Raw genomic sequence first — 22,732 nt, 5'->3', positions numbered from 1 at the left:
TCCAGGCACGCCCGGCAAGTCCGGCCGTGGCACCCTTTCCCCTTCCCTTATGGCCCGAACACCTCGACTTCCCGCACCCACATGAGCCCGGTTCGTTCCTTCGAGCCCTTGCCGGCGGGCTGCAGCAGCCGGAAGCGGTCCCCGGTCGCCGGGGCCTCCAGCTTGATCTCCGTCTGCGGGGCGGGCTGCAGCGGCCGGGTCGTCTTCAGCGTCCGCCAGGCCCCGCCCTCGAACACCTGCCACGACACCTCCTGTGAGGTGCGCGGTAGGCCCGCATCCAGCGACCAGTAGATCGTGGCCCGGCTCACCGTCACGGGCTGCGGGAACTGCAGCTCGATGAAGTGCTCCTGGCCGTCATCCGCCGAGGCCCACGCCTCCTTGGTCCAGTGCAGGCCCTCGCCGATGATGACCCCGTCGTTGACCGGGCTGGCATCGTAGCCGGGAAAGCCGCTGTCCACTGCCACCTGTGCCCCGCGTGCCAGGTTGCCCTTGCGGCCCGGGTCCTCCATGACCGCGATGTCATCGAACCACGCCTTGCCGGACTTGCCGCGCAGGAGCAGGTAGACGTTCACGACCTTGATGGGCTTGGCGGGCTCCAGGTACAGCTCACCCAGTTGCCAGTCGGTCGTGCCGGTGGGGAAGTCGCGGGTGTTGCCGTACCACGGCGTGCCATCCATGTAGTAGATGTCCACGTAGAGGCTGAAGCCCTTGCCGGGCTGGCCCTCGACGTTCTCACCCTTCGCCGAAGCCTGCACGAGGATGGGCGTCGGCTGCTTCTGGTTGAGTGTCACGCCGACGCTGGCCTGGGTGTCGCGGCGCGTGGGGTTGCTGAAGCATAGCGACTGCTTGCCGCTGCGGAAGACCTGCGTATCGAGGCTGAGCGACTCCGTCGCCGCCGCCGCCCAGGGCTTCAGGCCGTCCTCGAAGCCGGGGTTGGGGATGAGGTTGGCCTCGGGCGGCATGTAGAGCATGACCAGGCGCGCCTGCGCCGCGTCGGGGCCCGCGGTGGCGCGGGCGCTGATCTCCAGGGCTCCGGCCGCCGGCTTACCGGCCGGGGCGAGGACCACATCTGTGCTCGTCTCCTGGCCAGCGGGGAGGCGGACTGTCTTGGCCCCGCCCGTGCCCCAGCCCGACGGCGCCACGACGGCGAGCTGTGCCGTCACCGCCTGCAAGTGGTTGTTGCGCACATGGACCCGCAGGCGCGCCGCGCCCGTCGTCGCCTCGAAGCCCTCGCTCTGCAGCGTCATCTCCAGCGGCGTAACGACGCGGATCGTGTGGCTGCTGCGCAGTGTCGCCTCCTGGCCGGGCCTGCCCAGGTGCAGCAGGCCGTTGACGAGGACGTTGTCGCCGGGCTTGGCGTCCGCGGGGATCGTGACGGCCCCGCCGCCGCTCTTGGGGATGACCTTCAGGTCGGACTGCAGCTCCGCCCGCATGGGCGGCCAGCCGGCTCCGGCCTTGGGGGCGGCGAACTGGAGCGACACGGTATCCCCGGGCGCTGCGGCCGACGGTCCGACGATCGCCGGCGTGGTCATGTTGTACGAGGCCAGGGCCACGTAGCTCAGGTGCGTCTTCACCGTGTCCAGGTCGCGCAACACCCGGCGGCCGCCGTTCTCCGCCTTGGCCTGCGCCAGCTTCTGCTCCACCTGCTGGCAGCCGGCGAAGACTCGCCCCAGCTCCTGCCGGAAGGCGGGCTTGGCCAGATCCGTGGCCCGGCCCTGCAGGCCGCCGAGGCCCTGCTTCAGGGCCGTCATCTGCGCCTCCACCGGCTCGCGCAGGGCGGCCGGGAAGGGCTCCCACCAGCGCGCGAACTCCGGGTCCACGACATCCTCGTGGCCGCTGCTGTCGGTGACCGACAGCGACGCGATCTTCAGGTCGCCGCTGGCCTTGGCGCCCAGCGTGGGAGTGACCTCGACCGAACGTAGGGCCTGCTCGGCGTTGATCTCGAACTCCACCTCGCGGCCGTCATACGTCCCGCCGGGCAGGTTGAAGTCCTTCATCTCATAGTGGGTGTAGCTGGGCGTCACCCAGGCCAGGCGGCAGCGCACCCGGGCGTCGCCGCCATCGGTGAAGTTGGTCGCGCTGAGCTTCAGCCGCAGCTTCAGCGGGGTCGGCGCCGACTGGAACAGCATCACCCACTGCGTCATGCTCATGCTGCTCTTGCCGTCGGCATGGAAGACGACGTTGGTCTTGTCCCCGACCTGCTCGCGGTCGTAGCCCTGGCCCCCGGGTTTCCAGTGCACCAGCAGGGGTGGCTTGGCGGCGTCCACCTGGCGCTGCACCGCGCCGCTCTCTACCGTCGCGGCGGCTTGCCCCAGATGCCAGGCCGCCACCGCCGCCGGGCTGCCCAGTTGCACGACGGCCACGCCCTCGGCCGGGACAGTCAGGGCCAGGGCCACGCTACCGCCCTGGGCCGGGGCGGTGAGCGTCTGCCCACTCGTGATCTCCGTCGCGCGCAGGTTGGCGGGATTGAGACCCAGGGCCTTCGCGTCCACGGTCAGCGTGGTGGGCAGGGCCTGCTTCTGCTCATTGAGCAGCGTCAGCCAGACGACGCCGGAGGAGCCGGGGCCGAAGCGCTCGACATAGACGTTCGGGTCGGAGCTGCGGGCGCACGTGACGGGCTCCCAGCCGGCCGTGGCCAGGGCCTGACACAGCGGCTGGTACTTGCGGAACAGGTCGCGGTCGCGCTCATAGTAGCGCGAGTGGTTCCAGTACTGCCCGCCGGGCCCCAGGCCGCTGGGCGGCCAGTCGAAGAAGCCGGGGTATACCCCGTAGGCCAGGCAGCGCTTCATGAACAGCTCCATCTCGGCATAGCCGATGCGCTGCTCGTAGTTGCCCTTCAGCAGCGTCATGAAGGGCTTGTGGTACAGGATGGAGCGCACAGAGTTGAAGCCCGAGCGCGGGATGATGAGCCCGGTCTCGGCGCCCAGCACGTCCAGCCACGGCACGACGTAGAAGCTCTCACTCAGACCACCGTTCATCATCGTGATCTGCCCGCGCGGCCGGAGCAACTCCGCCGTCGCCCGCGCGAACTCGATGGCCGAGTAGAAGTTGTTCAGGAACGCCTGCTGGTGTGCCGGATCCCACAGCAGCGGGGCGTCGGTGGTTTTGAAGTGGTCGCGGTTGTAGTTCAGCCCGTGGGTGAGGCCGTCGTAGTAGAAGCCGTCCAGGTCGCCGCCCTTGCCCTGCTTGACGCTCTCGGTGGTCTTGATCGTGCGCTCCACCAGCCACTGGCCCCATGGCAACTCGGGGTCGAGGTTGAACTGGGCGATCAGGTGGGCGTAGACCACCCACTTCTCCACCGCGAGCTTCCCGTCAGGCTTGCGGGTGCCGACGAGGTCGTAGATGCCCTCTTCGCCCATGTTCCGGCGGAAGGCCTCGTTCACGGCCTTGACCTGCTCATCATAGGACGGCAGCGGGTCCTTCTCCGGGTCGTAGGGCTTGGGCAGGTTGGCGCCCATGCCCGCATGGGTGTAGTAGGTGCAGTCCAGCACGCCAATCTTGTCGTCGTACTGCGGCTCGGGCGCGCCCTCTTGCAGCCCGAAGCCGAACTCGTTGGCGTTGTCTATCTCCGACAGCCGGCTGAAGGCCATCCACTGCCCCTGCCGGGGCACGTAGACCTTGAACTGCTCGGGATACAGCGCGTAGTACTTCTGCAGGGCGCTGCGCATCCCCCAGGCCCCATCGCAGGCGTACAGGTCGAACTCGAACTCCACCTCGTACGGCTTGCGGGTCAGGCCCGAGAGCGCGAAGTCATAGACGAGGTCCAGGCGCTTGGCCGCCCCGTCATAGGCCGTGCGGAACATGCAGGGCTTGTCCACCGGCACCGCCAGCACCAGGCCCGTAGCGGCGCGGTTCATCGCGCCCGTCGCCCCGGGCGCTTCCGCAATCACCGTGCAGAAGTTGCGGTTGGCGTACCCCATGCGCAGTGCCGGCTTGTCCTTCCATTCGGGCATGTCGGCGTACGCGCGCAGGGCGTCCACATTCTCATAGGTCTTCCCCGGCCCGATGACGCTGCTGGTCTGCATGTCGTCATACCAGCGCCAGCCGGTGGCGTCCACGGGGAGAGAGAAACGCAGGATCAGGCCCCGATCCGGCCCATCCTGGCCCTTGACCGCGCAGCGGAAGTGCAGCGCCTCTCCGCGGGGCGCGGCCTGCAGTTGCGCGCTGGCCCGGGCCGCGGCGAAGCTCACCTGGAGCCCTGTGGCGAGGCTGCCACCGGTGACTGCCGCCGTGGCGGTCTGCTGGGCGTCGGTGGCCCACAGCGTCACGAAGGGAGCCGGTGTGATGGGCAGTGCCCTGCCGCCCACCGCCAGGCCGGTGACGCTCAAGTCATCGCTCAGCGTCAGGCGGACACCGCCGGCGGTGAGGTCGGCGGCGGTCGCCGCGCCGGCAGCCAGCAGGGCGATGAGGATTGTCACACCGAGGGTGCGTTGCATCGTGAGCCTCCGAAGACCGAGTTGGGTGTAGGTTCGGGTCGGATGGAGCGATACCTGCCGCGTGGGCGCTGGCATGAAGCGCGTGGGCGCGGCGGGAGCGGGAGCGCGTGGGCGCGTGTGTCCTCACACGCGCATCCGTTGGCCGCGTGAGGACACGCGGCCCCACGCGGCGGGCAGGTTGGCGACACGCCGCGCGGGAAATACGCGGAAGCTCGCCGGGGCGGGGGCGTCTCTAGGACTACCGGGGCGGAACGAGTGTCGAGGCCTCGGCAACAGACTGAGCAAAGCCATCCGTGGGAGCGATGATGCGCAGATTCTTCCTGTTCGTCACCATCTTGGCGTGCCTGGGGGGCGGTCGTACCTGGGCTGTGCCGGCGGCGCAGACCCACCCGTGGCGCATTGCCGTCGGCGGCGGGTTCTGCACCGGCTACCTGGGCCTGCTGGCCCTCCATGGCCTGCCGCGCGAGCGCATCACCGAACAGGACATGAGCGACCCGGCCAAGCTCCGGCAGTACAACATCATCTTCCTGGGCATGCGGGGGATTAGCGGCGAGGCGCTGGGGTCGTCGGTGGAGCAGTACATCCGCGAGGGCGGCATTGTGGTGGCGGAGACCGGGCTGCCGCTCTCTGCCACCGCGGTCCCGGGTCGGCGCATCGGCCCGGCGCCCTACCCGAACATCCGCTTCGTGGATGACGGCACGGCGCTCACGCGGGGCCTCCCCCAACTGGGCGTCGTCTCCTGCCTGGGCGGCCAGGGCATCGCGGTCGTCCCGGACGCGGGCTCCAAGGTGCAGGTCCTGGCTGAGTTCACCGAGGAGGACACCCCGTCGCGCTTCCGGGGTCACTTCATGGTCAACGGACGCGGCGCGCCGGCCATCGTTGCGGTCAGTATCGGCCAGGGCAAGCTCATCTATTCGACCCCCTCCATCGCCTACAACCTGTCCCTGCGCGGGCAGCAGTTCGAGCCCTTCATCGTCAATCTCATCCGCTACTTCAGCAACGGCGAGCTGGATGACCGCGTGTACACCGGCTCCCTGCAGCGCGACGAGCTGGTCACGCTGCCGCCCGAGGAGACGCCGGCACCCGCCTACCCCAGCCCCGCCGGGGAGGCTGTCGCGCCGCCCGCGGGCTTTGAGACTCTCGCCGAGGCCGATGAGTTGACCGACTTCGCGCTCACCGGCAAGCTGCCGGCCGGCGGCGCCGGGCAAGTGCTGGTCTCGTACTGGTCGCCGACCCTGGCACGGAAGCTGACGCTGGAGAAGGGCAAGGCCGTCCTGCAGCGTCAGGAGGGAGGCAAGGCCACGACCGTGGCCACGGGCACACTGCCGTCGGGCAGTCTGGACGTGCTGGTCATGCGGCGCTTCGGGGCGCTCTCAGTGGCCGCGAACGGCCGAGTGGTGCTGCGCGCGTGCGACGGCGTGCCCCAGGAGGGCGCGCTGGCCGTGCAGGGCCTGGAGGATCCCCGGTACCAGCCGCTGGACCAGGTCTTTTTCGAAGATGACTTCATGCGCGAGAGCAGCACGGAAGACGAGTGGCAGCAGCCGGTGGGCAGATGGCAGATCATGGCCGCCGAGGGCAAGCCGGAGATGGGCGCCAACCCCTTCGACTTCGTCGGCACCGCCACCGACAAGGCGCTAGCCCTCAACGGCGCGTGGTTCTGGAGTGACTACGCGTACGACGCCTCGGTCAAGTGCAGCGGCCCGGTGGCGGCGCTGTTGGCGCATGTCCGCAAGCCGGACGATTGCCTGGCCCTGCGCCTGAGCTTCGAGCAGCAGCCCGCGCGGCTGCAACTGGCGCGGGTGCTGCCGGAGGGCACGAAGGTGCTGGCCCAGGAGGCCGTGGACGTTCAGCGCGGCGACTGGCACCGACTGGGCCTGCGCACCTCCGGCCCGATCCTGCAGGGGCTCCTGGACGGCCGCGTGGTCGTGCAGGCGCAGCAGACCGACAGCCTCTGCGGCCAGATCGGCCTGTACTGCGAGAAGGGGCAGGCTAACTTCGACGACATCGCGGTGCGGCCTTGGACCGCCGCGGCCCTCAACGGCACGCCCGTCAGTCAGCTCATGGTGGTGCAGGGCGACTGGCGGCTGGACGACCAGGGGCTGCTGGCCTCGGGCAGTAGGGGCGCCCGAGCCTTCCCGGCCTGGGGTTCCAGCGGCGGAGACTGCGCCGCCCAGGTGGAGGTCAAGGTTGGCCAGGCGGCCGCGGCCGGCCTGCACTTCCGCTATGTGGACACCGGCACCTACTACCTCATGGCACTGATGAACGAGGGCGGCAAGTTGCGCCTGCGCCTGTACCGTCACGGCGACCCCGGCGCCATCCTGGTCGAGAAGCCCGTCGCCGGCGACACGAACCGCTGGCACCGACTGCAGGCCGAGGTGCGTGAGGGGCGCCTGCGAGCGGCCGTGGACGGCCAGCGCATCGTTGATGTCCTCGACCCGGGCCACCGCACCGGCCTGGTGGGCCTGTACGCCCGGGGCATGCGGTCCGCCTGCTTCCGCAACTTCTCCGCCGCGCAGACCGAGCCGGATGAGCAACTGGTGGACGTGCCCACGCCCTCCTTCGCCGGCATCATTGACCGCCACACCTGGGCGGGCCGCACGGGCGCGTGGCTGCCTGATGCGGGCGACCTCAACTGCTTCTGGCATCGCGCCTACTTGCCGGGGGACTTCAATCTCCAGGTCGGCCTGCACCCCCAGTCCGGCGGGGCCACGCGCGCCGCGCTGTACCTGGCCCGCGAAGACCGTAAGGACAGCGGCTACACCCTGACTGTGGCGCGCAACTGGGCGGCGAGCGAGGTGCCGCTGGTCCTGCAGAGGCTGGGCCAGCCGGTGGCCAGGGCCACGGCGAAGGTCACGCCGGGGCAGTCCTTCTCGGTGGGCCTGATCCGGCTGGGGCTGCAGCTCATGGTGGAGGTGGATCACCAGCCGGTGGCCGTCTACAACGACCCGCAGCCGGTGCCCAACCTGGACTGCCTGGGTCTGGATCAGGGCGGCAGCCTGATCTACGCTGATGACATATCGGTCGCCACCCCGCTGGTGCATGACTACACCTTCGAGACCGCGCCGACCGACTGGGCGGTGCGGCAGGGCACGTGGGAGATCACCAGCCGCTGGTCGTGCACCCCCGGCTGGGCCTGGTTCTCGGGCTACAACAGCGGCGGCTACGCACTCATCAGCACCAAGGCCTCCTATGCCGGCGACCAGGATGCCGTGATCTACGTGGCGCCCAAGATGATGCCGGCCGGCGGCAACCGCTACAGCGAGAGCTTCGGCGATGTCTACCTGGGGCTGTGCTCGGACGGCGTTTCGGGCTCCAGCGGCTACCAGGTGGCCTTTGCCGGGGTGAGTAGCTCCTACACCGTGCTGCGTCGGCAGGGGCAGATCGTGGCCCAGTGTTCGTACCGTCTGCCGCAATCGGGCGAGCACAATGACTGGCTGCGGCTGCTGGTACGCAAGCGCGGGCCGAAGATCACAGCGTGGGTGTGGGACGCCAAGATCCTGGAGTATGACGACACGCAGGCCCTGGATGCCGGACGCATCCTCATCGGCACCCGTGACAATGGGATCATGCTTCCGCGGGTGACAGTCTACGGCCAGCGCTCGGGGTAGTCTTGCCCGGTCGCCTCAAGTCAGTAGCGCGGCACGGGCAGGCGAGGCCGCCTGCCCTACTGACCCTCGCCAGCAACGCCTGACTGCCGACAGCACACAGGGCACACCATCTGGTGTGCCCTGTTTCGTTTGGTCATGCGGTCTGGGCGTGTGGCTTACCCCTCGTAGCCTGCCTGCTCCTGGGCCGCGATCCCGAGCCGCTGCAGGGCCCGCTCAGCCGAGTTGGAGACCTGCGGCGACGGGTCGGACAGCGCCCGCACCAGCACCTGCTCCGCCCGCTTGTCCTTCAGCTTGCCCAGGGCGATGACGGCGGCCCAGCGCACGTCCGCATCGGGGTCGGGCGTGGTATCCAGCAAGGCGGACAGCGCGTCCACAGAAGACGGATCGCCGATCTTGCCCAGCTCAATGGCGGCGTAGCGGCGGACCTCGGCCACCTTGTCGGTCGTGGCCTGGTTGAGGGCCGGGACGACCGCCGCGCCGCCGACCCACCCCAGGGCCTCGACAGCGAAGCGGCGTACGTCAGCTACCTTGTCCGTCGTGGCCGCCGCCGATAGCTCCGGCACGACCGACTGGGCCGGCACCGTGATGAGGGCGGCCGCCGCGCGCCGGCGGACATAGGCGTCCGGGTCGCGCAACGCCGCGGCCAACGGCTTGGCGGCGCGTGCGTCGCCCAGGTAGCCCAGCCCCTGGGCCGCGATCTCGCGGGCCGCCGGGTAGGGGTCGGTCTGCAAGCAACGGATCAGGGGCAGGACACCGGCCGGATTGCTGTCCCGGTGCCCGTACTCCTGCCGGTGCGTGACCTGCGCCTGCTTGGCGAACTTGTCAATGTAGGGGTTGTAGCCGGCACAGATCAGGCCGATACACATGGCCGCCGCCTGGCGCGCCGGACCGCTGGGGCTCGTCTGGAGGCTCTGGAAGAGCGTGGGCAGTGCCGCCGCGCCCTGGGCATGGAAGCCCATCGCGGCCTTGGCGCTGGCGTCATTGTCGAACTGGCCCAGCATGAGCGCGAGCGCGTCGTTGCCCGCCTTGCCGGCCTTGCTGAGCATGCTGGTGAGGCTGACTACCGCCACGGCGCGGATGCCCGCGTCCGGGTGCTTGGCCAGCTGCCGTAGCAACTGCTCGACCGGACCGCCGGGCTCGTAGTTCCCCAGCGCCACGATGGCGGCCCGCTTCACGGCCGGGCTGGGGTCCTTCGTCGCCAGGGTGGTGAACAGTTGGTACTCGGCGTCCTTCATGCCGGTGAGCAGACCCACAGCGGCGGCGCGGATTTGCTCGCGCGGGTCGGTGAGCAGCCCCTTGAGGTAGGTGGCCACTTCCTGGCGTTCCTGGGGCGTACGTGAGGTGGCGATCAGGGCCTGCAACTGCTCGAAGGCCTCGGACGTCGCGTGCGCGTCCTCGCTGGCAACCATCTTCTTGATCTCGGCCAGCGAGGGCTTGTCAGGCTCCTGCTGCTTGGGCTTGTCGGCCGCCTTCTCTTGCTCACCCTCATGGTCGTGTGCGTCCGGCGTCGCCGGCGGCGGGGCCGGCGTCAGCAGCACCGTCAGGCCCACCAACACGATGAGCATGCCAGCAACCAGCAGAGGCCCGGTCTTCAGTTTCATCCTGGCGTTCCTTCCCGAAAGGCCACAACGGCCTGGCAGGCGGGCAAACACCCGCCCCTCCCAGCCGGGGCCGGCACTGCGTCAGTAGGGAGACTTGTCGCAGCAACTACAACGTCCGATCTCGCTCCAGGGGTTCCCCCTCACCCCAGGCGGCGGCCCAGCTCCAGCGCCGCCGCCACGATCATAGTCTCGCTCTCGGGGCGCAGCATCGTGTCACCGTAGAAGCGGATGGCGTGCGTCACCTCGTAGCCCCCCTCGGCGTGCGCCGCCGCCGTGGGGACGTAGCCGACATTGTCGTTGGCGTAGGCCATGGTCGCCGTCTGCGCGTAGGCCGCGCCCTCGTCTATCTGCAGCGCATACTCCACGAACACCTCGCCCGGCAGCCCGACCAGCAGGAAGTCGTTCAGGCGGATGGCCTGGACCTCGTAGGGGCGAGTCAGGTTCGTCGCGCCCGACCGGGACAGCGCCAGGATGCGCTCGGACCACGCCAGGTCGCCCGCGTCCATCATGTCCGTGCCATAGGTGCGCTCCGCGCGGTTGGCCGGCGTCTGGCGGAAGGCCTCCACCTGGGCCTCGGCCTCGGCGACCGAGGGCGGATCAAAGCAGGGCAGCGCCAGGTCTATGCTGTCGCAGGCGATGGTGACTTCGGGCTGCTTGAGGGCATACTCCGCCGCCTTGACGACGGCCCCGGCCATGACGCGCCCCTGGGCCTCGGCGATCTCGAAGGTGCCGCGCGGCTCGCTGTTGATGTTCCCGCAGCACCCCTGCCCGAACAGCGCCACGCAGCCGTCCCCGTAGATGCGCTCCACGATCCGCTGGGCGTAGCCGGGCCAGTCGGCGGTGATCTGCTGGCCGCTGAGGGTCACGGCGTGGGCGGCGTGGACGAAGTAGCGGGCCAGGGGCTCGCCGGCCATCGTGTCCACGGCCACGACATCCACCCACGGGGCGGTCTTGCCGCGCTCGTTGCGGCCGATGGTCATGCCGGTGTCGCGCCGCTCGCGGCGGTTGATGCCCACGGAGACGGGCTCGCGCAGCGTCCCCAGCGCGCAGGGCTGGCGCTTGTCGAACGCCATCCGCCCCAGGCCGATGAGTTTGCGCTTGAGCACCGCCAGGTAGTCGGGGTCGGTCTTGCCCAGGCTGACGATGCAGGGGGTGGCGGGGCCGGAGTGGGTGTGGCTGCAGCCGACCATGATATGGCCGGCGGGAATGCCCGTGGCGGCCTCGATGCCCTGCCGCACCTCGCGGACCGAGTCACGGTCCAGGCCGATCAGGTCGCAGGTGATGATGAGGGCAGGTTGTTCGGACTCCAGGTACAGCGCGGCAGCGCACAGGTCGTCATGCACGCCCTCGGACGGCCCCGGCCGCCCCCCAAAGCCGCACAGGTCCAGCCCCACAGGCGGGGTGATGACGACCTTCGCGGCACCGGCGAGTAGTTGAGCACACATTGCGGCGTTCCTCCGTTGACATATGGGGCGAGGGGATCTCTCGCCCCTGACAATCACGACTCCTGATCATACGCCGCCAGCGCCGCCGGCAGTACGCCGATGACCTGGTTCCCCGCCGCCGGCAGGCCCACCAGCACGGCGCTGATGATCTCCTCACGTGTCGCGCCCGCCCGCTTGGCCATCTGCACGTGGAAGGGCACGCCGCTCTCCATGCGCAGGGCCGCCAGGACGGCCAGATAGGCCAACTCACCCGTCTTCTCGTCCAGGGCGGAGACGCCGTCCAGAGCCTGCACGGCCGCCATCCAGGCCTGCGCATGCCCAGGGGCCTCGGTCAGGAACGTCTGGAAAGCACTGCTGACGCGCGGCTCACTGCCCACGGCCTGCCTCCTGGCGCCGCGGCACGGCTGCGGCGTACTTGCTGCCCACATAGAGCAGTTGAGTGGTGCGCGGGCCGAGGCGCAGCGTCAGCGGGCGGCCGGGCGACAGTGTCGCGATCTGCTTGCCGCTGTCCATGTCCCGCACCGGGGCGCGCTGTGTCACCGGAATCGTGAGCTGCACCGTCGTCCCCGCCGCCACGCCCTGGTAGTTCGACACGAGCACCGCCATCTCATTGCCCGCGCCCATGCCACAGACTCTGATCCTGCCATGGTCGCACTTCAGACCGGTCACGGGCTTGCCGTCCATGAACAGGTCCTCGAGGGGCGCCACCAGGTCCGTCGCTTCGGCATGGTACTTGAAGTGCCCGGCATCGAAGTGGCCGTACCAGTAGTACGTCACCCCCCGGGCGCCGTTGGCGAGGGCCTCCAGGATCAGGTCGCGGGTGCGGACCGGGTCGTACTCGCCGTAGCAGCCCGTGGACAGCCAGGGCACGAGGTCATTGGCCTGCATCCGGGCGCGGTTGCGGCTGATGTTGTCGGCCACCGCCTGGCCGTTGCCGGCGACGTACAGGCTGGGCATGGCCAACTGCAGCAGGCCGGGGTACAGGTCCGCGAACCGGAAGATGCCGTCGTTCAGGTCCGTGACCGGCTCGGTGCGGTAGCTGCCGTAGATGATCTGCTTCTTGAGACCCGCCGCGGCGAGGGCCTGGTCAATCGCGGCCTTCATGTCCCGGTGCATCTCCACACCCATGGCGGCGCGGAAGTCATCCCAACTGGCGAAGCCGCCCTGCCGGTAGCGCTCCTGGCAGCGGGTGCAGCGCATGGCCTCCTGCACCGCTCCGGTCCAGAAGGCCTCGATGTCGTAGAAGATATGGTCGGGCTGCAGCCACACGGCATGCTGGGCGAAGCTGGCCAGTTCCTTCTGGTAGTACTGGCCCCGGTACGCGGGGCAGAAGTCGCCGGTCTTGCCGTCGACGAACTGCGAGTGGGTCTCAGGTTGTCGCCGGTCCGCCGACAGCGCGCCGCTGGGTGACTCGTTCTGGATAATCGCCAGGCCCTGCCGGCGGGCCTCCGCGACGGCGGCGATGTTCTTGTCCCTGGTCTGGTCCGACCAGTACCTCGGGAAGAACCCGACGCCGTTGAAGCCCAGGTGCTTCATGGCCGCGAAGTAGCCGGGCCAGGTCTCCACCAGGCCCTCCGAGCCGACCCAGGCCAGCGTCATGTGCAGCCGCTTCGGCAGCCGCGCCGCCGGGATGACGATGGACTCCCAGGTGATCTGCCGCTCGTTCTCAGGGCCTTGGCCGCAGTCGCCGTAGGTGTAGAGCGTGTCGGTCTTGCCCTCGGGCAGCAGGCTCTGGAGGCGAAAGTCGGTGCCCTCGCCCTTCCAGTCCACCTGGTAGCGCTGGAAAGATCGGCCCGCGTGCGTCACGGTGCCGGGGGTGTAGCCCGCCGAGTCCATGCGCACGGTCTCGGGCAGGTCGAGCACCAGCTTGCAGGGCTTGCCGAAGCTCTCGCCGGGCCGCGCATCCTGAAGGGCCAGCTTGCAGCGCAGGGGCATGGTCGCAATGGGCACCCGTTCCACGGCCACCGGCTCGAAGGCCACGCCACTGGTGACGATGGTCACGCGCTTGCCGACGGCCGGGGTGAAGTCCGGAAGGGTGTCGGCGCCTTTGACGACGGCGACCTCGTCGGCGCAGATGAACTGCTTTTGGTGCAGGGCCTGCAGCACCACATAACGCGCCCGGTAGCCCACCGGCAGCACGAAGTTGTGGACCCAGGCGACCTTCTCCTCGGGCAGGTCGTAGGCCTCGGCCGAGGCGTCGTCGAGGCCGCGCCTGTGGCGGGCGACGACCTGGTAGTAGTCGTTGCCGTCGGTGCTCAGCAGCACCCGCAGCTCGTCGGGGAAGGTCAGGCCGCCCTGCTCCTTGCCACCCAGGAAGCGACCGACGACCGACGCGATGGGCTGCACCTGGCCCAGGTCGGCGAAGAGGCTGACCAGCGGCGCCCCCTGCCAGCACACCGCGCGCTTCTCGAACCAGATCTTCTCATCGGTGCGCTCGCCGAACTGCCCGTCGGTGAGGTTGGCCGGGTCGGTGCCATCGGTCGTCAGCCGGTAGTCTGGCTGGGGGGCATAGCGCAGCGTCAGCCCTGCGGCCAGGTTCCCCGGCGCGATGAGCTTGCTGAACTGGTCGCGGCGGTCGAAAACGTTGTCCAGCCATTCGCGCTTGCCCGGCTGGGCAGGCGGGAGCGCCGGCAGGTCTGCCGGACCGGCGAGCACCGCCAACTCGTCGGCGATGACCAGCCCATGGGCGGCGATGTCCAGGCGCACGTACCGCGCCTGCGCGCCGGCCTGCAGAGCGAGGGTGTAGATCGCCGGTGTGTCCCCCGGGACGGGCTCGTACGTCACCGCCGGGTTGTCGTCGGCGTGGGTCTTCTGGCTGATGCGCAGGGCGGGGTGGAAGGACTCGCCGTCGCTGCTGAGCGACAGGATGAGCTGCTGGGGGAGTGTGTTGTCCTGGTTCAGCGAGGCCTGACGCCACAGCACCCGCCCCACCGGCCGCACCGCGCCCAGGTCTACCGTGACGCGGACATAGGGCGTATAGGCCCAGCCGACGGCGCGCCGGTCGGTGTGCATCTGGCGGCCGTCGCCGGCGAGCACGCCGTCAGTCAGTTGCGCGGGGTCGTCGGGGTCCACGGTGTGGGTGTAGTTGGGCTGCGGGCGCACGTCCACCGACTTGCCGGCGGCCAGGTTGGCGCCGGTCAGGAGGGCCTGCCAGTCGGTGGCGGAGGGTTGCGGGTAGATGGCCCAGGCGGCGCTACTGCGGAGGGCCTCCGGTGCGGCGCCGGCGAGTGAGGCGCCGACGAGGACGAGAAGAGCGAACAGGCTGGCCGTGCGCATGGTGCGCCTCCATCTGTTGTCGCGTGGGCACGCGGGTACCATGGACAGGGGCTACATCCTGAACAGCACGTCCCCCATCTCGTCGTCGGCGAGGCCGGCCTGCCGCATGATGTCCTTGTGGTAGCCGAACTGCCCGAACTCGCGGCTGTTGTGGGCATCGGTGCCCCACGCGACCTGCAGACCGTGCTCGAGCGCCAGTGTCACCATCTGGACATCGTGCTCGACGAAGGGCTTGTGAGAGTTGATCTCCACGGCCGTGCCATACTGGGCCGCCTGCTCGACAGTCCACCGCACCAGCTCCTCGCCCGCCTCATAGCCCGCCGACAGGACGGCGCGGAAGGGGTGGGCCAGGACGGCCACGCCGTACTCCAGCAGCCACCGGGTCTGCCGGCGGTACTCCTCCTCGACGGCCTCCTGCCCCAGCTTGTGCTTGACCGTGGGCAGGTAGTGGATGGCGCCGACGAAGAGGTCCATCTGGTCGCGCAGGTCGTCGGCGAACATGATCTGCCCGTCGGGCAGCACATCCAGCTCGACGCCGACCCGCATGTTGCCCGTCGCGAAGGAGCGGAGGTCGTCCAGGTAGCGCAGGATGGTCTCGCGGCCCGACTCCCGGCGCTCCTCGAAGAGCCGGATGCCGTCCTCGCTCATCATGGCCCAGGCGATTTCGCGCTCGTAGTACAGGTGCATCGTGTGGTCGGTGACGGCGAAGCTGAAGCCATTCTCCCGCGCCCGCTCGCCTAGCCACTCATCGGTGATGTCCTCACCGCACGCCGAGCGCACGGTGTGGGTGTGACAGTCAAAAGCCTGCTGCAACATGTGAGACTCCAGGGGATAGTCTGGGAGGCATTATACTCGCGAGAGGAGGCGAGGAGCAAACCGCGGCTCACTCACACAAGGGGACGACTGTCGGGAACGGCGCCGCTCACGGCGCGATGCCAACGAGAACCAACGGCACTGCGGGGACGCCGCGCCCCTGGCGAATGAGATCGTAGAGCGCGCCCTCGTAGTACCCGACACCCGAGGACATCTGGCTCTGGAGTTCCTTCATGGCCAGTATCTCGACACCAACGTCAATGACATCGCCGACGAAGAACGCCATGTGCTTGACGAAGAGGTCATAGGCGATGAAGCTGTACTTGCCTAGCTGCACTTCCACGGCAATGCGGTTCTTGACGAAGTCCGTCTGGTTGTAGGAGAAGATGGGCGTGTGCCCTGCCTCCTCGATGGCCCGCTTCTGGTCGCCGGGGGCCAGAGCGAGGGTCCTGCGGATCAACTGATGGTCGTGAGTCACCCAGTATGAGGTGCGGGACTCTGCCCACTCGCGCGCGGCTAGCTCGCGGCCAAAACAACCATTGAGTGCCTCCGGGCTGTAGAGCAGCTTCCCACGCATTGTCTTTTCCCTGGATATCTTGGTCCGGCATGCCTCGGCATCAATGCGCCGGACGCAGTTCTCGATGTCCTTCCAGATGGCAGGCTTGTGAACCAGAATGTGTTCGTGCCCGTTGAGGTGTGAGTACATCTCCACGATGCGCATCAGTTGTGTCCCCCGTTGGGCAGCGATGGATCGTATATAGGCATGTCTAGCGGACGGTACGGTACCGTGCCGGCGAGCGCCTGAGCGATGCGCTGTCGGGCGATGTCCAGGTACTCGGCCACGATGTCTGCACCTGCGGCTCGCCGCTGGTGCATGAGCGCGGCTACGGCGGAAGTACCAACACCGATGTAGGGGTCTACGACGAGGTCGCCCGGCTTCGTCAAGGCAAGCACCAGGCGCTCAACGAGCGCGATGGGGTACTGGCACGGGTGCGCCGTCTTCTCGCGGTGGTTAGCCTTCACGTTGGGCATGATCCACAGGTCGCCCGGGTTCTTGCCAGCGGGATGGCACGAGAGCTGCCCGGCCTTCGGCCCCTTGAAGTACTTCTTGGACTGGTACTTCTGCGGCACTCGCACTGCATCAAGATCGAAATGGTAGGCCTCGGTCCTGGTGAACCAGAGGATGACCTCGTAACGGCCGGAGAAGCGCTTCGTGCAGTGCAGGCCGTGCTCGAAATGCCAGACCACACGGTTGCGCAGTTGAAGCCCGTGCCCGGCGAAGATCGGGTACAGGAGCACATCCAGAGGGACGATCTCACCGTTCTCGACGTAGTTGCCAACTTGCCAGCAGATGCTGCCCTCGGGCGCAGTGATCCTGACTGCTTCCCTGATGACGGCCGCCTGCATGGCCAGATAGGTGTCCAGCGACCGTCTCTTCTCGTACTGCTTCCCGATGTTATACGGTGGTGAGGTCACGACCAGGGAGGCAGCGGCGTCCGGTATCTGGGCCATCAACTCGAGGCAGTCGCCCAGGTGCAAGGTGGCCTCGGCAGATGGGTCATACTGCGAGGCGATGCGCACTTCATGCGCTGCAAGAGTAAGCGGGGCGTGTGGCATGCGTGGCTTCTTCCCAGGCGCGGCGGGATTGCCGTGCATTATAGCACATCCCAAGATCGAACAACAGTACGATTGCAGCCCAGGACTCGACCGTGGGGGCTGCGTAACAGGCCCTTACCGCGTCGGCTCCACCAGTGCTCCTGCCGTGTGTCTGCGGGTCCACATGGTTGAGCTCCCCGGTCAGGACCTTCGGCGGGCCGAGGCGCCGGGACAGCACGAGGCGCGGGTGGTGGCGAGGGTGGGGTCGTTGGAGACACGGGGGGAGGCCGTTATCCCGTTCCGCGTTGGCCCGTAACGCGATTGCGGCCCTGGAGGGCCGCGCTGCTACCGGCGGAGGGGTTCGTTCATGCTGCCGGAGCGGAAGCCCTGGAGGTCGAGGGTCACGTAGATGAACCCGGCCGCCTTCAGGGCCGCCACGACCTGCGCCCGGAGTTCGCCGGTCAGGCGCGGCAGGTCCCCCACGGGTGCCTCAATGCGCGCCAGGTCCCCATAGTGCCGCACGCGCACCTCGCCCAGCCCCAACCCGTGTAGCGCCCGCTCGGCCGCCGCCACCTGCCCCAGCTTCTCGACGGTGAGAGGGCTGCCGTAAGGGAACCGCGAGGCCAGGCAGGCCTGGGCCGGCAGGTTCCATGTCGGCAGGCCAAGGTGGCGGCTGAGGTCGCGGATGTCCTGCTTGGTCAGGCCGGCTTCGGCCAGGGGCGCGCGAATGCCCAACTCGGCGGCCGCCCGCAGGCCGGGGCGATGGTCGTGGGGATCGTCGGCATGGGCGCCCTCGGCCACGTAGGCCAACCCCTCCTCCTCTGCCACGCCCAGCAAGGTCTCGAACAGGTGCCGCTTGCAGTAGTAGCAGCGGTCCGGGGGGTTGGCGATCACCTGGGGGTCATCCAGCCGGGCCTCGATGAGCACCTGTCGGGCGCCCAGGCTCGCGGCGAACTCCCGCGCGCGCTGTAGCTCCTCGGCGCCGTACAGGGGCGACACTTCGGTTGCCGCCACGGCGCGGTCGCCCAGCGCCTCATGCGCCACCGCCAGCAGCAGCGAACTGTCCACACCGCCGGAGAAGGCGACCAGAACGCTCCGCATGTTCTGCAGGACGCTCCGGAGGGCGGTGTGCTTGGCAAGCAAGTCGGGGGGAAGTGGCGTGGAGGTCATGCGCTAGATCACGTAGTTCAGCGGCGCGCCCTGGCGCATCCGCTCATCCTCTTCGAGTAGGTCGGCGAAGGTGGTGCCGTCGTACACGGCTGCCAGGGCCTGGGCGGCACGGCGCCACATGGGCAGGAAGGCGCACGAGCCATAGAGCGGACAGTCGGCGTCGCTGCCCTCGAGGCACTCGGTCGGGCTGATGGGCCCCTCGATGATGCGCATCATGTCCCCGACTGAGATCTCGGACGGCTCGAGGGCCAGCTCATAGCCGCCACGGGCGCCGCGCACCGAGCGCAGCAGACCGGCCTGGCGGAGCTGGTTGAGAATGCCCTCCAGGAACCGCGGGGGGATGGCCTGGATTTCGGCGATGTCGCCGATGCGCGTCGGGCCGCTACCATGCCGGCGGGCCAGCTCGAACATGGCACGCAGTGCGTACTGGGTCTTCTGGGACACTTGCATCATGGTCAATCTCTACCTTCTTAGCGTAGATTGTAGGGAAAGCGAGAGGGGGAGTCAATGGCCGTCGGAGGGAGGTAGAAGGGCTCCGCTGCGGAATACGACGCAGGAGTATCCGATGTGTGATATTGCTGCCGGGAGGGACTACCGATGGCGATGCCACCCAAGATACAGGTCACCGGGGACTGGGGTTGGGAGCAGTACGTGCTCATCAGGTCGCTGCCGCACAAGCCGGCCAGTCTACGTGACACGTGGGTTGAGGCCGACGACTTCGAGATCGCCATGGTGCGCGGCGGCGCGGGTCAGTTGGTCGAATGCCTCGGAGGGGAAGTGGCCAGCCTCGTCGGGGGGCCGCATGAGCGCCTGGACCGCGGTGAGGCGGAGGCGCCGGAGGGCACGCCGGAGTCGATCTACCTGCTGACCAAGCAGGACCGGCGCAAGCGCAAGGAGGGCGAGCGGGACAGCAAGCCTGTCCCGGACCCGGACGCGTGTCTGGACGAGGACTGGACCGGAGTCCCCGCCGAGGACAGGGGGAGAGACCAGGTATGGAAGATCGGTCTGGCCATCCCGGTTGGCGAGAGGTGCCGCGGGTGTATCCCTGTGCCCCTCACGGAGTTCGCGGGTGATGGCACGCCGGTCGCAGTGCTCGATTTCCGCCAGGGATGGCTCAGGGAGAACCAGGAGTGGTTGCCCGAACTGCTGGCCGGACGTCGCTTCCTGGTCCGGACGCACGATCCCGTGGCCGGGCCGCCCAAGTTCCCGGATGTCTGGAAGAGAGTCAGGGAGCCCAAGGCCGGAGGGCGGGGCATCTGGTTCTGCCCGTCGCAGGATCTGGCCCAGGGCAGCCTGCGCATGCCGGGGGCGTGGCAGACGCAACGCCATCGCATCCTGGAGTACCTCTGCGACGACCCCACGCTGTGGGACGAGAAGAAGGGCTGGCATGACGCCGTCGTGGTGCAGATAGAGAATGACGGCGCCCTGGTGCTGGGGCCGGGCAACGACGCTCCCGGCCGGGAGGGGACGCTGCTGGTCTTCCCGGGGGACCAGCCGGGGAGCTTCGGACAGCGTGTCGCCGGCGATGTCTTGGGCGCCGGGATCATCATGGCGGCCACGCTCTGCCATGTCCTCGGTGGGGAGTTGAAGCACTCCGAGCTGGTGTGGTGGACGCGACGCGCCCTGGTCTGCGTCCGGCGTCTGCTGCGCCGAGGCTACTGTGAGGAGGATATCAGACGGGGCGTGCTGTTCCCCCGGTCCAGTCTGGCCGAGCCCGAGATCGCCGAAGCCGACCTGCCCATCCCGTACGAACCGCCCGCACCGACACTCGACAGCGCCATCGGCCTCCTGAAGGCCACCGATGCACAATACAGCGAGAGCGTCGTGTACACGCTGGGCCGGTTCGAGATCTGCAACCAGGAGTTTGCGGAGGAGTTGCTGGTGACGCGCCACCGGATCGCCAAGCACGTGAGCAGCGGCGAGGGGGTGCTCAGCTTTGCGGTGTTCGGCGGCCCGGGGTCAGGCAAGTCCACCCTGGTCAGTCAGCTCCAGGAGTCCGTCGGCGGCGCCCTGAAGGGCCTGACTTTCAACGTCTCGCAGTTCACCAGCCCCGACCACCTGCGGGACAAGCTCCTGGAGGTGCAGAGCTGGTCGCTACAGGGCAAGATCCCCTTCGTGCAGTGGGATGAGTTCGACTGCCTGTGGGACGGTCGTCAGGGCGGTTGGGTCAGCCGCTTCCTCATGCCCATGCAGGACGCCGCCTTCTGGGATGGGCACTCCCAACGCTCACTGGGTAAGTGCGTCTTCGCCTTCATCGGCGGGACCTGGACGAGTGACACGGAGTTCGGGCGCTGGGCCGACCGTCCCGTCAATATCCCGCACAAGGTGCCCGACTTCCACAGCCGGCTGGAGCGCGTGCTGAGCGTCCCCCCGGTGGACGAGCACGCCGCCTCTGGGCGCGACTGCTACTTGCTCAACCGGGCCGTGGCGATCCGTCGGGAACTGGGCAAGACCAAGGTACAGCAACTGCACCACGGCGTGCTGATGATGCTGCTGACCGCCCGGTTGCGGCATGGCATGCGCAGCCTGCAGACCATCATCAAGTCCAGCGCGCTCGACCGCACCACGACCTTCGAGCCGCGACACCTGCCGACGCTGAACGTGTTGGAGCAGCACCTGCGGGATGCGCGGGCCGCGCTCGCCCTGGTCGACCGGGACGCAGGGACTCCCGTCGCGTTCCGCCAGGGGAAGTGAGCCGGGCGCGCCGGCCCGCGCAGAGCGTCGGGGCAGGTGTGTCGTACGCAGGCGGTGAAGTGTCCGCCAACACGCGCACTGGAGTGATCGCCCCATGGAACCCAAGGATGAAGGCATCATCATCGGCCCGAACCATCACATCGAGCCCACTTGCATTGTCGGCTACGTCCCCCAGCGCCGCGTCAGCGACCTGACTCTCCGCCTCGGCCCCAACTGCTTCCTACGCACGGGCACGATCATCTACTGTGGCACCACCATCGGCGCGGGCCTGCAGACCGGGCACAATGTCATCATCCGCGAAGAGAACCGCATCGGGGACAACGTGAGCATCTGGAGCGCCTCGCTCATTGACTACCGCTGCCAGATCGGCAACAACGTGCGCATCCACTGCGACTGCCACGTGACGCAATACACGACCATCGAGGACGACGTGTTCATCGGGCCGGGGCTCGTCACGTCGAACGATGTCTACCCCCTGCAGGAGGATGCCGCCCCGTACATGGAGGGGCCGACGATCAAGCGCGGGGCGCGGGTGGGCGTGAACGTCACGCTGCTGCCGCGCGTGGTCATCGGCGAGGGAGCGCTCATCGGGGCGGGAGCGGTAGTGACCAAGAACGTCGAGCCGGGGGTCGTGGTGGTGGGTAACCCGGGGCGCGTCATCAACCGGGTGGAGGACCTGCGGCCCATCGAGCAGCGGGTGGCCCTGGAGCGCGGCGAGAACGCCTGAAGGCAACACGCCATCCCACACCACAGCAGCCAGGGCAGGCGAGGTCGCCTGCCCTGGTGGGTTCTACAGTACGGCCGGAACAGTGCGCTAGACCGCCACACCCGCGCCCAGTGCCTTCGCCAGCGACCAGAAGACCAGCAGGCCCGGTGCCGAGCTGCCCATGGCGCACGCATCGCCCCACGCCTCGTCCTTGCGCTCCGCCCATTCCCCGCCGAGTTCGCCGGGGATTTGCCGCAGGAAGCTCGCCCGCTCTGGGTGGGGCATCATCCCCAGCACGTTGCCGTCCGGGCTGCACAGCCCGGCAATGTTGAGCTGCGCGCCGTTGGGGTTCACGTCTCGGGTCTCGCGGAGCTCCCCCTGTTCGTCGCAGTACTGGAACACGATCTGGTCGTTCTCGACCAGCCGCGCCAGCACGTCGGGGTTGCTGGTGGTGAAGCGCCCTTCGCCGTGGGCGATGGGGATGGGGAATACCTCGCCCTGCGGCATCTCGCTGGTCAGGGCGCACCGGCCCTGCGCGCAGGCGTGCTTCAGGTACACCCAGCGGCAGCAGAAGCCGGCGATGCGGTGGTCGGGGTCGTGAAAGTTGGGCGCCAGGCCCATCTCGACGTCGCCGGGGTGCAGGCCGGGGATGAGGCCCGCCTCGATCAGCACCTGCGCGCCGTTGCAGATCCCCAGCACGGGCTTGCCCCCGCCGGTGACCTCGCGGAACACGGTGCGCATGATCGGCGCCTTGGTGGCGATGACGCCCGAGCGCACGCGGTCCTGGTACGAGAACCCCCCGCCGATGATGTAGCCATCGTAGTCGGTCAGGGCGCCGGGGTCGGCGTTCCAGCGGAACACATCACACGTCAGGCCGACGGCCTCGGCGGAGCGCTTGGACTCCCACTCGCAGTTGGAGCCGGGGAACTGGATCAGGGCGACGCGGTTGGTAGACATGGGGCAGCCTCAAGAAGTCAGAAGTCAGGATGCAGAAGTCAGAATAGCCCGAACGGCGGCAGTCTGCAAGGGGCGTTGGCCTGCGGGTGCATTCTTCAGTTGTCGGTGCCGCTGTTAGGTGCCACGGGAGCCTTCCCGCCCGCAGGACGGCCGGTGGTGCTCAGGATCGTGGCCGTTCCGTCCGCAGGACGGCTGGCGGTGCGCAGCACCGCCCCCCAGCCGGACGCTTCAGGTTACGTTCAGAAAGCCCCTACGGGCTGGCGCCAGGCGTGTTGGTCAGGTTGAGCCAGCCTGTGAGTGGCGATGACTTCCTGGCGGCGGCTCCAGGCCACGCGGTGGCTGGCGGGCCGGCCCCGGCGTCGTAGGGCCGACAGGACTATGGCCCAGCCCACGGCCGGCGGCGGAGCGGCGGTGAACCGCACCAGCTGCT

The 22,732-nt window shown here is 68.6% G+C and carries 14 protein-coding genes and 2 pseudogenes; 4 read left to right on the top strand and 12 right to left on the bottom strand.

Features of this window, described 5'->3' with window-relative positions; all coding sequences use genetic code 11:
• Window positions 1-47: 47 nt before the first annotated feature.
• On the bottom strand, window positions 48-4,436 hold the full coding sequence (locus LLH23_13005; protein MCE5239392.1) for a hypothetical protein: 4,389 nt from the start codon (window positions 4,434-4,436) through the stop codon (window positions 48-50).
• A gap of 305 nt (window positions 4,437-4,741) precedes the next feature.
• On the opposite strand from LLH23_13005, the gene LLH23_13000 reads away from it, so the two are divergent.
• Window positions 4,742-8,044, top strand: coding sequence for a hypothetical protein (locus tag LLH23_13000; GenBank protein ID MCE5239391.1), 3,303 nt, complete (start codon window positions 4,742-4,744; stop codon window positions 8,042-8,044).
• Between the two features lie 155 nt (window positions 8,045-8,199).
• Here the strand turns inward: LLH23_13000 and LLH23_12995 are convergent, their stop codons facing one another.
• The 9 genes from LLH23_12995 to LLH23_12955 all read right to left on the bottom strand — a co-directional run bounded on the left by LLH23_12995 (window position 8,200) and on the right by LLH23_12955 (window position 18,395).
• The gene (locus tag LLH23_12995) at window positions 8,200-9,645 is read right to left on the bottom strand and encodes a HEAT repeat domain-containing protein (protein ID MCE5239390.1); all 1,446 of its coding nucleotides are present in this window, start codon (window positions 9,643-9,645) and stop codon (window positions 8,200-8,202) included.
• 140 nt (window positions 9,646-9,785) lie between these two features.
• Window positions 9,786-11,090: a hypothetical protein gene (locus LLH23_12990; GenBank protein MCE5239389.1), complete on the bottom strand. Its 1,305-nt coding sequence runs from the start codon at window positions 11,088-11,090 to the stop codon at window positions 9,786-9,788.
• A 53-nt stretch (window positions 11,091-11,143) separates the two neighbouring features.
• Window positions 11,144-11,467 carry a carboxymuconolactone decarboxylase family protein gene (locus tag LLH23_12985; GenBank protein ID MCE5239388.1) on the bottom strand — a complete coding sequence of 108 codons (324 nt, stop codon included), beginning with the start codon at window positions 11,465-11,467 and terminating at the stop codon, window positions 11,144-11,146.
• Window positions 11,457-14,366: a discoidin domain-containing protein gene (locus tag LLH23_12980; GenBank protein MCE5239387.1), complete on the bottom strand. Its 2,910-nt coding sequence runs from the start codon at window positions 14,364-14,366 to the stop codon at window positions 11,457-11,459. The genes LLH23_12985 and LLH23_12980 overlap by 11 nt, the downstream gene beginning before the upstream one ends.
• Before the next feature lie 51 nt (window positions 14,367-14,417).
• Window positions 14,418-15,182, bottom strand: coding sequence for a PHP domain-containing protein (locus tag LLH23_12975; GenBank protein ID MCE5239386.1), 765 nt, complete (start codon window positions 15,180-15,182; stop codon window positions 14,418-14,420).
• Window positions 15,183-15,288: 106 nt separating this feature from the next.
• A complete protein-coding gene (locus tag LLH23_12970; protein MCE5239385.1) occupies window positions 15,289-15,900 on the bottom strand; it encodes a restriction endonuclease in 612 nt (203 codons plus the stop codon).
• Window positions 15,900-16,796: a site-specific DNA-methyltransferase gene (locus LLH23_12965; protein ID MCE5239384.1), complete on the bottom strand. Its 897-nt coding sequence runs from the start codon at window positions 16,794-16,796 to the stop codon at window positions 15,900-15,902. Before LLH23_12965 ends, LLH23_12970 begins: the two co-directional genes overlap by 1 nt.
• Window positions 16,797-17,120: 324 nt before the next feature.
• On the bottom strand, window positions 17,121-17,945 hold the full coding sequence (gene larE / locus LLH23_12960; protein MCE5239383.1) for an ATP-dependent sacrificial sulfur transferase LarE: 825 nt from the start codon (window positions 17,943-17,945) through the stop codon (window positions 17,121-17,123).
• A gap of 3 nt (window positions 17,946-17,948) precedes the next feature.
• Window positions 17,949-18,395: an Rrf2 family transcriptional regulator gene (locus LLH23_12955; GenBank protein MCE5239382.1), complete on the bottom strand. Its 447-nt coding sequence runs from the start codon at window positions 18,393-18,395 to the stop codon at window positions 17,949-17,951.
• A gap of 147 nt (window positions 18,396-18,542) precedes the next feature.
• On the opposite strand from LLH23_12955, the gene LLH23_12950 reads away from it, so the two are divergent.
• The 3 genes and pseudogenes from LLH23_12950 (at window position 18,543) to LLH23_12940 (ending at window position 21,285) form a co-directional block, all read left to right on the top strand.
• Window positions 18,543-20,639 (top strand): hypothetical protein, encoded by a 2,097-nt coding sequence (locus LLH23_12950; GenBank protein ID MCE5239381.1) that lies wholly within the window; start codon window positions 18,543-18,545, stop codon window positions 20,637-20,639.
• Window positions 20,640-20,733: 94 nt separating this feature from the next.
• Window positions 20,734-21,093: pseudogene (locus tag LLH23_12945) on the top strand (N-acetyltransferase).
• Window positions 21,094-21,189: 96 nt separating this feature from the next.
• Window positions 21,190-21,285, top strand: a pseudogene (locus LLH23_12940) (sugar O-acetyltransferase).
• Between the two features lie 168 nt (window positions 21,286-21,453).
• Here LLH23_12940 and purQ read toward each other — a convergent pair.
• On the bottom strand, window positions 21,454-22,302 hold the full coding sequence (gene purQ / locus LLH23_12935; protein MCE5239380.1) for a phosphoribosylformylglycinamidine synthase I: 849 nt from the start codon (window positions 22,300-22,302) through the stop codon (window positions 21,454-21,456).
• 239 nt (window positions 22,303-22,541) lie between these two features.
• A partial coding sequence (locus LLH23_12930; protein MCE5239379.1) for a hypothetical protein occupies window positions 22,542-22,732 on the bottom strand: 191 nt, incomplete at its 5' end.

This window comes from bacterium (assembly GCA_021372615.1).
Lineage (GTDB): Bacteria > Armatimonadota > Zipacnadia > Zipacnadales > UBA11051 > JAJFUB01.
Note: the sequence above shows the minus strand (reverse complement) of the source record. Positions and strands in the feature narration are given on the sequence as shown.

What these genes read in the sequence shown, in the direction of transcription:
- LLH23_12980 (MCE5239387.1), bottom strand. Translation starts at nt 14,366, where the DNA reads ATGCGCACGGCCAGCCTGTTCGCTCTTCTCGTCCTCGTCGGCGCCTCA.
- LLH23_12995 (MCE5239390.1), bottom strand. Translation starts at nt 9,645, where the DNA reads ATGAAACTGAAGACCGGGCCTCTGCTGGTTGCTGGCATGCTCATCGTG.
- LLH23_13000 (MCE5239391.1), top strand. Translation starts at nt 4,742, where the DNA reads ATGCGCAGATTCTTCCTGTTCGTCACCATCTTGGCGTGCCTGGGGGGC.
- larE (MCE5239383.1), bottom strand. Translation starts at nt 17,945, where the DNA reads ATGACCTCCACGCCACTTCCCCCCGACTTGCTTGCCAAGCACACCGCC.
- purQ (MCE5239380.1), bottom strand. Translation starts at nt 22,302, where the DNA reads ATGTCTACCAACCGCGTCGCCCTGATCCAGTTCCCCGGCTCCAACTGC.
- LLH23_12950 (MCE5239381.1), top strand. Translation starts at nt 18,543, where the DNA reads ATGGCGATGCCACCCAAGATACAGGTCACCGGGGACTGGGGTTGGGAG.
- LLH23_12970 (MCE5239385.1), bottom strand. Translation starts at nt 15,900, where the DNA reads ATGCGCATCGTGGAGATGTACTCACACCTCAACGGGCACGAACACATT.
- LLH23_12975 (MCE5239386.1), bottom strand. Translation starts at nt 15,182, where the DNA reads ATGTTGCAGCAGGCTTTTGACTGTCACACCCACACCGTGCGCTCGGCG.
- LLH23_13005 (MCE5239392.1), bottom strand. Translation starts at nt 4,436, where the DNA reads ATGCAACGCACCCTCGGTGTGACAATCCTCATCGCCCTGCTGGCTGCC.
- LLH23_12965 (MCE5239384.1), bottom strand. Translation starts at nt 16,796, where the DNA reads ATGCCACACGCCCCGCTTACTCTTGCAGCGCATGAAGTGCGCATCGCC.
- LLH23_12990 (MCE5239389.1), bottom strand. Translation starts at nt 11,090, where the DNA reads ATGTGTGCTCAACTACTCGCCGGTGCCGCGAAGGTCGTCATCACCCCG.
- LLH23_12955 (MCE5239382.1), bottom strand. Translation starts at nt 18,395, where the DNA reads ATGCAAGTGTCCCAGAAGACCCAGTACGCACTGCGTGCCATGTTCGAG.